General features: G+C 74.7%; 12 protein-coding genes. 7 read left to right on the forward strand and 5 right to left on the reverse strand.

Annotation, left to right across the window (positions count from 1 at the left end; genetic code table 11):
- Positions 1 to 7: 7 nt before the first annotated feature.
- The 3 genes from JOE63_RS12580 to JOE63_RS12590 all read right to left on the reverse strand — a co-directional run bounded on the left by JOE63_RS12580 (position 8) and on the right by JOE63_RS12590 (position 2,864).
- On the reverse strand, positions 8 to 790 hold the full coding sequence (locus JOE63_RS12580; protein ID WP_204541761.1) for a DUF899 family protein: 783 nt from the start codon (positions 788 to 790) through the stop codon (positions 8 to 10).
- Between the two features lie 80 nt (positions 791 to 870).
- Entirely contained in the window at positions 871 to 1,989 is a 1,119-nt protein-coding gene (locus JOE63_RS12585; RefSeq protein ID WP_204541763.1) for a DNA glycosylase AlkZ-like family protein, read from the reverse strand.
- Positions 1,990 to 2,027: 38 nt separating this feature from the next.
- On the reverse strand, positions 2,028 to 2,864 hold the full coding sequence (locus tag JOE63_RS12590) for an alpha/beta fold hydrolase (protein ID WP_204541765.1): 837 nt from the start codon (positions 2,862 to 2,864) through the stop codon (positions 2,028 to 2,030).
- A gap of 191 nt (positions 2,865 to 3,055) precedes the next feature.
- On the opposite strand from JOE63_RS12590, the gene JOE63_RS12595 reads away from it, so the two are divergent.
- From JOE63_RS12595 to JOE63_RS12610, 4 genes are all read left to right on the forward strand, one after another.
- The gene (locus JOE63_RS12595; RefSeq protein ID WP_204543696.1) at positions 3,056 to 4,573 is read left to right on the forward strand and encodes an MFS transporter; all 1,518 of its coding nucleotides are present in this window, start codon (positions 3,056 to 3,058) and stop codon (positions 4,571 to 4,573) included.
- Between the two features lie 216 nt (positions 4,574 to 4,789).
- A complete protein-coding gene (locus JOE63_RS12600; protein ID WP_204541767.1) occupies positions 4,790 to 5,533 on the forward strand; it encodes a cohesin domain-containing protein in 744 nt (247 codons plus the stop codon).
- Between the two features lie 71 nt (positions 5,534 to 5,604).
- Positions 5,605 to 7,455, forward strand: a complete 1,851-nt coding sequence (locus JOE63_RS12605) for an amidase family protein (protein ID WP_244286163.1) — start codon at positions 5,605 to 5,607, stop codon at positions 7,453 to 7,455.
- Between the two features lie 150 nt (positions 7,456 to 7,605).
- Entirely contained in the window at positions 7,606 to 9,174 is a 1,569-nt protein-coding gene (locus JOE63_RS12610; RefSeq protein ID WP_204541769.1) for a GDSL-type esterase/lipase family protein, read from the forward strand.
- A gap of 137 nt (positions 9,175 to 9,311) precedes the next feature.
- Here JOE63_RS12610 and JOE63_RS12615 read toward each other — a convergent pair whose 3' ends face one another.
- Positions 9,312 to 9,860, reverse strand: a complete 549-nt coding sequence (locus JOE63_RS12615) for a suppressor of fused domain protein (protein WP_087472134.1) — start codon at positions 9,858 to 9,860, stop codon at positions 9,312 to 9,314.
- Between the two features lie 250 nt (positions 9,861 to 10,110).
- On the opposite strand from JOE63_RS12615, the gene JOE63_RS12620 reads away from it, so the two are divergent.
- Positions 10,111 to 10,497, forward strand: a complete 387-nt coding sequence (locus JOE63_RS12620) for a hypothetical protein (RefSeq protein WP_204541771.1) — start codon at positions 10,111 to 10,113, stop codon at positions 10,495 to 10,497.
- Between the two features lie 17 nt (positions 10,498 to 10,514).
- On the opposite strand, the gene JOE63_RS12625 is transcribed toward JOE63_RS12620, so the two are convergent.
- Complete coding sequence (locus JOE63_RS12625) at positions 10,515 to 10,985, reverse strand: MarR family winged helix-turn-helix transcriptional regulator (RefSeq protein ID WP_204541773.1); 471 nt, start codon at positions 10,983 to 10,985, stop codon at positions 10,515 to 10,517.
- Positions 10,986 to 11,043: 58 nt separating this feature from the next.
- Between JOE63_RS12625 and yczE the strand changes: the two genes are divergently transcribed.
- Both yczE and JOE63_RS12635 read left to right on the forward strand, forming a co-directional pair.
- The gene (gene yczE, locus JOE63_RS12630) at positions 11,044 to 11,676 is read left to right on the forward strand and encodes a membrane protein YczE (protein WP_204541775.1); all 633 of its coding nucleotides are present in this window, start codon (positions 11,044 to 11,046) and stop codon (positions 11,674 to 11,676) included.
- Positions 11,673 to 12,233 carry an NADPH-dependent FMN reductase gene (locus JOE63_RS12635; protein WP_087472138.1) on the forward strand — a complete coding sequence of 187 codons (561 nt, stop codon included), beginning with the start codon at positions 11,673 to 11,675 and terminating at the stop codon, positions 12,231 to 12,233. The genes yczE and JOE63_RS12635 overlap by 4 nt, the downstream gene beginning before the upstream one ends.
- The last annotated feature ends 104 nt before the right edge of the window (positions 12,234 to 12,337 follow it).

Consider the following 12,337-nt stretch of genomic DNA (forward strand, 5'->3'; position numbering starts at 1 on the left):
GAGGGCCTCAATGGTGATGCGCCGTGCGCCCGAGGGTCTCCTCCGGCGTCGCCCCGGGACGGGTCCACTGCGGCACCGGGCGGGTCGTCGGCCCCCAGCCGTCGACGCCGTCAGCGTCAGCGCGCCAGTACCAGCACACGCCCTTGCCCTCGGGCCAGCCGTCGGGGGTGTCCTCCCACTCCTCGCGGCGCCCGTAGGGCGTCATGTCGAGCAGGGCGAAGTGCGGGCTGGTCGGCTCGTTGCCCCGACCGGTCGTGCGGTAGGTGAGGAACACGCGGTCGCCGTCGCGCAGGAAGCAGCTCACGTAGCCCATCTCCCCACCGATCGGCTCGTCGAGCCCGCGCACCGAGTACCACGGCTGCGTGTAGCCCATGAAGTCGACGTAGGGCTCCACCTCCTCCCACCGGCCGACGGTGAGCATCGCGAACGAGACGCCGCGCGCGTTGAGGTAGACGGCGTCGCGCAGCCCCCACGCCGTCCAGGTGCAGCCCTCGCACTGCCCCTGGTGCGGGGCGCCGTCGTGCCACATGTGCTGGTAGACGACGAGCTCGTCCCGGCCCTCGAACAGGTCGAGGAACGGGACCGCCCCGTCCGGACCGACGACCTCCACCGAGCCGTCGATCTCCACCATGGGAAGCCGCCGACGCGCCGCGGCGATGGCGTCGCCCTCGTGGGTGTGCGCCTTCTCGCGCACGAGGAGCTCGTCCCGGACGGCCTGCCAGGTGGCGAGGTCGACGACGGGTGGCCGGCCGGGCGTGGCGGTGGCGGGGATGCTGGGCATGGTCGTCATGGTGTCGTCCTCCGCTGTGTCGGGTGGTGGCGCTCGCCGTCGGCGAGGTCGTGTGCAACGACCCGCTGCCCGTCCGGAACTCATCGGCGCGTCGCGCCGGCACCGCCCACCACGAGGCGCAGGCCCCGCCCGAGCACACGGCCCAGCCGCGCGACCTCCACGGCGAGCGCGTCGTCCCGCGCGCGGGCCCCGTCGAACCACGCGACGTGCGCCACCTCGCCCGCGAGCGTCCACGTCCCCGCGACGGTCCCGCCCACCGTGACGACGGCCGCCCCGCGGCTCACCGCGCCGCGGTGCTCAGGTGGCACGACGCGCGGGTCCGCGGTGCCGGGGCCGAGCACCCACTGGTCGTACGCGGGGAGCAGTCGGACCGCCGCCGACGGAGCCGCTCCCGCGAGGTCGTCGGCGTGCTCGCGCGGGACGAACGCGGTGTCGCCGTCGACGTCGACCACCACGAGCGCGTTGTCGCGCAGCTCCGCCAGCCACCGGTTGAGCCGCGCGCGACCGGCACCCAGCCCCTGCCCGAGCCAGTGGTGCACGTGGTCCGGCGTCGCGGGGCCGTATGTACCGAGGTAGGCGAGGACCGCGTGCCGGCCCGCGGCGTCCAGGTCGGGCCAGTCGACCCACCGGGGATTGGTGTCGAGCCGCTGGAACGTCGTGCGCCCGTCGCGCGCGGGCGCGAAGCTCATGTCGCCGAACCACGTGAGCGGCTTGAGCAGCGTGTCCGTCCCGTCGCCGAACGACGACCGCAGGTGCGCGAACCGGTCGTGCGCCGCGACGGCGTCGCCGAGCTCGGCGCGCGTGAGCGGGCCGTCGGCCAGCGCGTCGCGCACCACCGCGCGCAGGTCGGGCCAGTCGTCCGGCTCCAGCCGGTAGTACTCGCGCCAGCTCGCGCGCTCCCACATGCGGCCCGCGCGGCGCAGCGCCAGGTAAGCCCCGCCCTCCTCGGGCGTGACGAGGTGTGTCGCACCCCGGAAGGCGTACGTGCGCACGAGCCGCCCGTCCGCGAGCGCCCGTCCGACCTCGCCCGGCCGCGAGGTGCCCTGACGGACGCGGACCGCGAGCTCCGCAGCGTCGTCGGAGGCCGCCGGGACGGCGCTCAGCCGCCCGACGACCTCCTCGGCCGGGTCGTCGCCGACCGGGTCGAGCAGGTGCCGCCGCGCGCGCCAGGCGAGGGCCTGCGCCCAGGTGATCGCCACGTCCGCAGGCTAGCCCCGGGCACCGACACCCGCGCCGGTCAGACCACGGGACCGGATCCCTGGGCGATCTGGAGCACACGGGAGACGCCCGGCTGGTCCGGGTCGTCGGTGATCTCCCGTCCGTCGAGCCAGCACTCGATGACGTGGGCGAGCTCGCCGGGGTGGCTGAAGTTCATGGCGTGAGCGGCGCCGTCGATCGCGACGATCGTCACGTGCGGGGGCGCGAGCGTGCCGACCTCGTGCACGCGCCGGGGCGGCGGCATGAGCGGGTCGCGCGTGCCGACGACCGCGAGCGTCGGGACCGGCACACGGATGATGCGCTCGAGCGACGGGAACCGGACGAGCTCGGCGAACAGGTGCAGCGCGTTGACGGCGCCGAACCGCGCGTAGTCGGGCACCGCGATGCGGGCCATGCGCGGGCTCTCCCGGCCTGCGTCGCGCGCGAGCTGGGTGAGGGCGCGGGCGAACGGCTGGTTGTGCACGCCGCCGGCGGGCGAGGCGAGCACGATGCCGGCGACGCGCGCCGGCGCTGCGTGCGCGACCTCGAGGCCGATCGGGCCGCCCATGGAGTTGCCGACGAGGATCACCCGATCGAGCTCGAGCGCGTCGAGCAACGAGAGCAGCGCCCAGGCGAGCGACGGGATCCCAAGGGTGTGCCCCCACCGCTCGCTGCGCCCGTAGCCGGGCAGGTCGGGCACGACGGCGGTCGCCCGGTGCGCGAGGCGCTCCGCGGTCGGGAGCAGGTACGTGCCCGAGACTGCGAAGCCGTGCACGTGCACGATCGGGACCGCCCCCGGCACGTCCGGCCCGACGCGCACGAACACGTCGTGCCCCTCCACGTCGACGTGGCGCGAGCGCCACCCGTCAGCAGCCATAGGCCGATGGTGGCAGAGCGTGCGTCGGGGCGCCCGGGCAGCCGGAGCACCCCCGGCGGGTGAGGCGCGCGTGCGGCGCGGCCCGTGAGCATGGACGGCGGACGGGGGTCGACGTGGAGCAGAGCACCGAGAACACCGCCGGCCGGCCGACCGCGGCCGCCCGGCGCCTCGCGCTGCTCCTCGCGGCGGCGATGTTCGTCCTCGTCGTCGACACGTCGTTCATGAACGTCTCGATCTCGGCCGTCGTGCGCGACCTCGACACGACCGTGAGCGGCGTCCAGACGGCGATCGCGCTCGAGGCGCTCGTGTCCGCGTCGTTCATCCTCGTGGGCAGCAAGGTGGGCGACCTCGTCGGCCGGCGCCGGGCGTACGTCATCGGGCTCCTCGCGTACGGGGTGGGGGCGATCGCGATGATGCTCGCGCAGAGCCTCGTGGTGGTCGTGATCTTCTGGTCGGTCATCGGCGGCCTGGGCGCCGCGCTGCTGCTCCCGGCGATGCAGTCGCTCGTGCATGGGAACTTCGAGGGCGCCGCGCGCAAGTCTGCCTACGCGCTCGTGGGGGCCGCGGCGTCGATCGCGGCAGCGGTGGGGCCGCTGCTCGGCGGCGTCATCACGACGACGCTGTCGTGGCGCGTGGCCTTCGGCCTCGAGGCCGTGGTGATCGTGGTGGTGCTCCTGGGGGTGCGGCTCGTGCGCGACGTCCCGTACACCGGCGACCGCGCGGTCGACGTCGTGGGGACCATCCTGTCCGTCGTCGGGATGGGCGGCATCGTCCTCGGGGTCCTCGTCTGGCAGGAGGGCGGCGAGGCGGTCGGTGCGCTCGTCGTCGTCGGCGCCGCGGGCCTCGTGGGTCTCGCGGCCTGGCTCGTGCGGCGCGCGCGGGCGGGCCGGACGACGCTCGTCGACCCGGGCCTGTTCCGCTCCCCCGCGTTCCGCATCGGCGTCTCGCAGCAGCTCCTGCAGCAGGTGGCGCTCGGCGGCGCGATGATCGCGCTGCCGATCTTCCTCCAGATGGCGCTCGGCTACGACGCGCTCCTCGCGGGCCTCTCGCTCGCGCCGCTGTCGCTGACGATGTTCGCCGCCGCGCTCGTCGCGGGCAAGCGCCCCGGCCGGCGTAGGCCGGCGACGCGCGTGCTCGCCGGGTTCACGCTGCTCGTCCTCGGGATCGCGGCAGCGGTCCTCGTGGTGCCGCGCGCGACGTCGGGCTGGTGGCTCGCGCTGCCGCTCGTCGTCGCGGGTGCCGGGCTCGGCCTGCTCGTGTCGCAGCTCAACGCGTACACGCTCTCGCCCGTCCCCGAGGAACGCGCGAGCGAGGCCGCCGGCGTCAGCTCGGCAGCAGGCTCGTTCGGGCTCTCCCTCGGCCTCGCGGTCGCGGGCGCGGTGATGCTCGCGTCGCTCGCCGCGGGCTTCACGGCGCAGGCCGAGTCGAGCACCGTCCTGCCCCCGGACGACAAGCAGCAGGTCGCGACGGTGCTCGAGGACGACGCCGAGATCATGAGCGACGCCCAGCTCGTCGAGCTGCTCGCCGACGAGCCGCCCGAGGTGCAGGACGAGATCCTGCGCATCAACGACGACGTCCGGGCCCGCGCGCTCCAGGTCGCGCTCCTCGTCCCGCTCGTCGCGGGCCTGCTCGGGGTGGTCGCCGCGCTGCGCATGCGGCGCATCTCCGATCCCGAGACGCGGGCGGACGCGCCGCCGGTCCTCGGCTGAGGCCACCCGGGACGACGCCCGCCGACGATCCGTCGCCGGGGCGCACCGCCCCGCGGCGTCCGTGACCGGTCCGAGACACCCTTCGTTGCTCGCGCTAACCGTCGTGAAACGCCCGGGAAACAGGGACTTGTAAGCATCGGTCGCGGCAGGGGGCCCCACCACCACCGCGGTCGTGCGCGCAGACCGGCGCGCGCCCGAGGAAGGACCTGCTCCCTCATGACCCGATCCCCTTCGCGCCGACGGCTCGGCCGGCGCGCCGCGCTCGTCGGCGGCCTGGCGGTCGCCGCGACCGCCCTCACCGTTCCGGCCCACGCCGCGCCGTCCGCCTCTGACGCGACCCTCGACGCGCCGTCGACGGCGGAGGTTGGCACCTCCATCACGGTGACCGTCGCGACGACCGGTGCCGTCGACCTCTACGCCTACGACCTGGCCGTCGCCTACGACCCCGACCTCGTCGAGCTCGTCGAGGACTCCGCGGTCACGCCCGACGGCGGGTTCTCCGACGTGGTCGACGACGGCGGCGCCGTCGCCGTTGCGCACACGCGGCTCGGCACGTCCCCCGGCCTGGAGGGAGACGTCACGCTCGTGACGCTCACGTTCACGGCCGTCGCCGACGGCGACGCCCCGTTCACCGTCCCGACGGCCACCCTCGTCGGCGCCGACGCCACGACCGCTTCCCTGACCGACCTCGCGTCCGCCACGACGACGATCACGGCCGCCGTGACGGCGCCGCCCACGGACGACCCGACGGACGGCGCGACCTCCCCGACCCCGGGGGGTGACGACACCACCGCCCCCGGGGCCGACGACGCGTCCGACTCGCCGTCGACCTCGGCGGGCTCGGGCTCGCTCGCCTCGACGGGCGCGAGCGTCGCCTGGTTCGCGGGCGCCGCGCTGCTCGCCGTCACGGTGGGCGTCGTGATCCTCTGGGCGCGTCGCCGCGCGGTGGCCTCCCGATGAGCGCCGACCCGACGGCCGGCGCCCCCGCCGCCGGCGTGCACCGCCGGCCCACCACCACGAAGGAGCAGCCCGTGCCCACCAGCCACCGACGAGCCGCAGCGGGCGGGCTCGCCACGCTCACCGTCGCCGGTCTCGCGCTCGCCGTCGTCGCGGCTCCCGTCGCGACGGCGGCGCCCGCGGCCGCGCCGATCCTCGCGCCGTACTGGACCGAGCTCGACCTCACGGGCGACGAGCAGGTGACGACCGACGACCTCGCCGTCGTCGCCGCGGCGCTCGGCGCGACGACCGACGACGCCACGTGGGACGACGTCGCCGCGGCCGACACGGACAGCGACGGCACGATCACCGTCGCGGACCTCGCGGCGGTCTCCCAGCGGATGATCTACGACGACGGGCCGTTCGAGCTCGTCGAGGCGTCGGTGCTCGACATGCAGGCGGCGATGAACGCCGGGGTCACGTCGTCGGTCGCGATCACCCAGGAGTACCTGGACCGCATCGCGGCCTACGACACGACGCTCGTCGACACGGGCGCGGGCGGGCGGCCTCTGCACTCGATCATCACGACGAGCGACGTCGCGCTCGACGCCGCGGCACGCGCGGACGCGGCCCGGGACGCAGACGGCATGACGAGCCTGCTCCTCGGCGTGCCGGTCGCGGTCAAGGACAACTACGACACGAAGGACATGCCCACCACGGGTGGCTGCGGGTGCTGGGACGGCAACCGGACGACGACCGACGCGACGATGGTCGACGGGCTGCGCGCCGACGGTGCCGTGGTCCTCGCCAAGGCGAGCCTCGACGAGTTCGCGTTCGGCTTCGTGTCCGAGTTCTCGGCGTACCAGGACGCGGGGACGAGCACGCTCGTCGCGAGCCCGTACGTCACGAGCCGCACGGCCGGCGGGTCGAGCGGCGGCACGGGCGCGGCGATCGCCGCCAACCTCGCAGGGCTCGGGTTCGGCACGGACACGGGCGGCTCGATCCGCGTGCCGTCGTCGTACAACCAGCTCGTGGGCGTGCGACCGACCGTCGGCCTCGCGAGCCGGGACGGGATCGTCCCGCTCGCGCTGAGCCAGGACACCGGCGGGCCCATGGCGCGCAGCGTCCTCGACGCAGCCGTCGCGCTCGACGCGGTCGTGGGCGTCGATCCCGCGGACCCGGTCACGTCGCGCCAGGAGGGTGAGGTGCCGGCGTCGTACACGCAGTTCCTCGACGCGGACGCGCTCGACGGTGCCCGCATCGGCTACGTGCCGTCCATGCTGGGGAGCAACGCCACGACCCTGCGTCTGTGGGCGCAGACGCGGGCCACGCTCGAGTCGCTCGGCGCCACCGTCGTCGAGGTCGCGCCGCCCACGACGTGGTCGCCCGTGCTGCCGAACGGCTTCGCGAGCGTCCTCAACGAGGGTTCGGGCTCGACGAACGAGTTCCGGCACGACCTCGACGCCTACGTCGCGAACCACCTCGCACCGCAGGTCGAGGCGCGGACGCTGCAGGGCATCGTCGACTCCGGCCGCTTCGTCCCCTCGCGGCGCAGCACCTACGTCTCGCGCGCCGCGATCTCCGAGGAGACGTACCTGGCGTGGGCCGGGCCCGACGGCTCGCACACCCGGGTGCTCGCCGAGGGCAAGGACCTCGTCACCGCGATGCTCGACGACGCCGACCTCGACGCGCTCGTCTACCCCAGCGCGAACCCCTACGGGACGATCGGTACCAACCTGCGGCTCAGCCCCAACACGGGCCTCCCTGCCGTGACCGTGCCGATCGGCCAGGCGACCGCGGCCGACGCGACGGTCACAGGAGGCGGCGTCAACCTCGAGCTGCTCGGCCGCGACTTCGACGAGGGCCCGCTCCTCGGCCTCGCGTTCGCGCTCGAGCAGTCGGTGCACGCGCGCACGTCCCCTGCCCTGTACGGTCCGCTCGGCTGAGGAGGCCATGGCGGCCGGGTGACACGCCGCCCGACGGCGGCCGGACCCACGCGGGTCCGGCCGCCGTCCGCATCTCGGGGCCGGGCCGGGGCGAACGGTGCTAGGTTCCCCCTGACACCGCTATCAACCTCAACGCCGAGGGACGCCCGGATGCCGCACACGCACACCCCACCCGACCGCACCACGCGCGCCCCGCGGCGCGCACGCCGAGCCCTGCTCGCCGCCCTGACGACGCTCGGGCTCGCCCTGACCGGTCTCGGCACGGCCTCCGCCGCCGACGCCCCGGGGCCTGACGACGCCGGCTGGTTCACGAGCTGGGCGCAGTCGCAGCAGCGCGTCTCCACCAAGAACTTCGACGACCAGTCGATGCGGATGGTCACCCGCCTGAGCCAGGGCGGGGACGCCGTGCGGATCCGGCTGCAGAACCAGTACGGGGTCGGGCCGGTCGTCATCGACCAGACGTCGCTCGCCCTGAGCGCCGGAGGACCGGCGATCGTCGCGGGCACCGACCGTGTGCTCACCTTCGGCGGCGCCGAGAGCGTCACGATCCCCGTGGGCGGAGAGGTCTGGAGCGACCCGACGAGCATCGCCACCGACGACCTGGACGAGGTCGCCGTGACCTTCTACCTCGCCCGGCCGACCGTCGCGAGCCTGCACGACCGCGCGGGCCGCAACAACTACGGCGCCCCGACCGGGTCGGGCAACCGCAACGCTGAGGTCTCCGGTGCGTCGTTCACCGAGAACCTGCCGTGGACGTACTTCGTCAGCGCGGTCGACGTGTACGACGCGGACGTCGCGGGCACGATCGTCGCCTACGGGAGCTCCGTCGTCGACGGCGTGGGCAGCGAGAGCTGCGGGCCGGGCTGCGACGCGTTCGGCCAGGACCGCCGCTGGACCGACGACCTCGCGCGCCGCGTGGCCGCCGAGCTGCCGCCCTCGCAGCAGGTCGCGATCGTCAACGAGGGGATCAGCGGCACGACCTCCTCGCCCGCGTGCGGGGGCGGCGGGAACGACGGCGTCTCGCGCCTCGAGCGCGACGTCCTCGCCCTGCACGGGGTGACCGGCGTGATCTTCTACTACGGCACCAACGACCTCGCGAACGGCTGCACCGACGCGACGATCCTGGCCAGCTACGAGCAGATCTTCGAGCGGCTGCGCGCCGAGGGCATCAGAGTCTTCGTCACTCCCGTCACCCCGCGCCCCGGGTACACCGCGCTGCAGAACCAGTACCGCCGCGCCGTCAACGACGTCGTGCGCGCGGGCGGCGACTGCGACGGGTCGTGCGACGGCGTCCTCGACTTCGACGCGGTCCTCCAGGACCCGGCGAACCCCGACTCGATCTACCCGCCCTACGACACCGGCGACGGTGTCCACGCCAACGTCGCCGGGCAGCAGGCCATCGCCGACTCGATCCCGCTCGACCTCCTCGTCGGCGACCGGCCGTCGGTCGCCACGGACGTCCGCCTGCGCTGCCTCGCCGGCACCCCGTACGTCGCGGTCCGCGTCGCCAACACGGACGACGTCGCGCTCGACGTCGACGTCGCGACCGCCTACGGGTCGAGGTCGTTCACCGGCGTGGAGCCCGGGTCGAGCGCGTACCAGTCGTTCGCCGTGCGGACCACACCGAGCGCCGGCGTCGTGACGGTCACGGCGCGCACGGCGGGAGGCGGGGGCACCGAGCGCGTCGAGCGGGTCGAGCACGCCGCGCCGGCCTGCTGACGGCCGCGCGCAGGGCGCCGAGCCGGGCGGGCCGTGGTCGAGGACGGTCGGCATGCCCACGACGACGGTCCGTCTCGCCCGCCCCGACGAGCGGTTGCGCCACCGGTGGCTGCGCCCGGTCGGCGCTCCTCGTGACGTCAGGGGCGCGTGACGTCCAGGAGGGCGTCGATCGACCCGGCCTCCTCGACGAGTCCCGACCAGCCGACCCGCGAGGCGGTCTGCGCCTCCGCGTCGGTGAGCAGCCGCAGCGTGCGGACGTGGCCGACCACGTTCCCCACGGGATCGACCACGTCGTCCAGCGCGGCTCCCCAGCGCGACCCGGTCGCCATGATCGCGGAGATCCGCGTCCCGGTCAGGAACGGGTCCCCGTTGCGCCACGGCGTCTCGAACGGCGGGGTGCGGCGGTTGACCGCGATGTCGTCGCACACGATCCGCAGGGCGACGAGCGCGGCGCCCTCCTGCCCCTCGGGCACCTCGACCGCCAGCTCGACGGGAGGCCCGGCGTCCACCGGCAGCCGGGACACGCCCGCGGTGAGGAGCGTGAGCGGCCCGTCCGTCGGCTGCTTGGCCACGACCATGACGGAACCGCCGATGCGCTCGTCGAGCAGGGCCGGCGGGACGCCGAACGCGTCGAAGACGTGGTTCGGGAAGGCGTCGTGGCTGGGGGCGAGCGGCAGGTCGGTCATGGGCACCGATCCTAGGGCGGCGGGCTGGTACATTTCGTCGGCCGCAGCCGAGCGCACCCCGACCTCGACAGATTTCGCCTCTGGCTCGCCCAGAGAACCGGCCGAGCCCGCTCGGCTGGGCCGCGCTGGCACTCCGTGCGTCGTCGTCCGTGTCCGGTGCCGGATCCGCGGAGAGCGAGGAGGCAGGGACGGTCGTGCGCCTGAGGGCGCTCCTCCCCGAGTTTCGCGCGAGCGAGAAGGATGCCGCCCGATGAGCTTCGACGTGTTCCTCCAGCGCTTCGTCGACGGCGAGGCCGCGGGCTGCGACGCCGGCGCCCTGCTCGCCGTCCTCGATGCGTACGTCACGCGCGATGTCCGCACCGGCGAGATGACGAGAGCCGTGTTCGACGACGGCGATGCCGAGATCTTCGGCGCGGACCTCTCGCGGGGACTGATGCTCAGCCACATCGCCGGGCTGGCGGCGTGGGACGTCGTCACGGACCTCGCGAGAGCGGGCTCGCTGGCGATCCTCGCCGTCGGTTGCCCGGCGGCGGTGCCGTCAGAGACCCTCTTGCCGCACCTTCCGGTCGAGCTGCGCGACGGAGCGGTCGTCGTGGCACGCGGGAGCGAGCTGCGCGAGGCCCTCGGGATCCGCTGACGCGGAGAGGGCATCTCCTACGCGAGGTCGCCCACCTCCGCGACGACCCGCTCGGCGAGGGCCGCGAGCGCCGCGAGCTCCTCGGGCGTGGCGAGGTCGACGAGGTGGCGACGCACGGACTCGACGTGCGCGGGCGCGGCCCCCTCGAGGGTCGCGAAGCCGAGGTCGGTGAGCACGACGACGGCGTTGCGGCCGTCGTCGGGGTCCGGCTCACGGGCGACCAGCCCCCGTGCCTCCATGCGCGCGAGGTGGTGCGAGAGCCGGCTACGGGACCAGAGCATGCGCGCCGCGAGCTCGCGGAGCTGCCACCGGTGCCCGGACTGCTCCGACAGGGTCGAGAGCACGTCGTAGTCCGGGTCGGACAGCCCGGAGTCCCGCGCGAGGTCGCGCGCGAGCGCGACGGGCAGGACGGTCTGCATGCGGCGGTACGCGCGCCACGCGCGCTCCTCGTCCGGGGAGAGCCAGCGAGGTCCGGAGGCGTCGGTCATGGGGACAGCATCCCACACTCGTTGACATGTCATCGAGAGTCGTGATTGCATCGATGACATGTCAACGACCCGCCGCCTCGCCCAGCTCGTGCTGGGGCTCGCCCTCTTCGGCGCGAGCATCGCGCTGCTCGTGCGCGCCGAGCTCGGGCTGTTCCCGTGGGACGTGCTGCACCAGGGCGTCGCGCGCGCGACCGGACTGCCGCTCGGCGTCGTCGTGATCCTCGCGAGCGTGGTCGTGCTCGCGCTCTGGATCCCGCTGCGTCAGCGACCCGGGCTCGGCACGGTCGCGAACGTCGTGATCGTCGGCGTGTTCGTCGATCTCACCCTCGCCGTCCTCCCGACGGTCGAGCCGCTCCCCTGGCGCGTCGTGCTGCTCGTCGCGGGCGTCGTCGTCAACGCCGCCGCGACCGGCCTGTACATCGGCGCCGGGTACGGGCCCGGCCCGCGCGACGGGCTCATGACCGGCCTCGCCGCCCGCGGTCGGTCGCTGCGCTGGTCGCGCCTCGGGATCGAGCTCGGCGTCCTCGGCGTGGGGCTCGCCCTCGGCGGCACGGTCGGCGTGGGCACGGTCGTGTACGCGCTCGCCGTGGGGCCGCTCGTCCAGCCCTTCCTCGCCCTGTTCACCGTCCGGGCACCGCGGCTCGCGGACCGCCCCGGCTCCGTCCCCACCACCCCAGGAGACCCCTCGTGAAGCTGCTCGTCGTCGTCGCCAGCACCCGCCCCACCCGCGTCGGCCCCGCCGTCGCCGACTGGTTCCTCGCCCAGGTGCCCGCCGACCCGGGCCTCGAGGTCGACGTCGCCGACCTCGCCGAGGTCGCCCTGCCGTTCCTGGACGAGCCCGTCGACGCGCACTCCGGCGGCTACGTGCACGCCCACACGATCGCGTGGAGCGCCCGGGTCGAGGCGGCGGACGCCGTCGTGCTCGTCATGCCGGAGTACAACCGCGGCTACCCCGCACCGCTGAAGAACGCCCTGGACTACCTCGCCGACGAGTGGCGCGACAAGCCGGTCGGGTTCGTGTCGTACGGGATGTCGTCGGGCGGGATGCGCGCGGTGGAGGCGATCACGCCGGTGGTCGTCGCGCTCGGGATGCTGCCCACCGCGAGCGCCGTCACGATCCACCTGCGCCGCTGGCTCGACGACGACGGCCGGATCCACGACGACGGCACCCTCGCCCCGGCCGCCGCTCGCCTGCTCGCGGAGGTCCGGCGCCTCGCCGACCTCGTCCGCCCGGTCGTGGTCGCCTGATCGCCGAACCCGGGGTTGCGCGGCACCTCAGCCTCCCCCTGGCACGCAACCACGGGTTCGGTGACGGGTCGTCACCGCCCACCGCGGGCTCGGCGCCCGGTCGG

Source organism: Cellulosimicrobium cellulans, assembly GCF_016907755.1.
Classification (GTDB): Bacteria; Actinomycetota; Actinomycetes; order Actinomycetales; family Cellulomonadaceae; genus Cellulosimicrobium; species Cellulosimicrobium cellulans_D.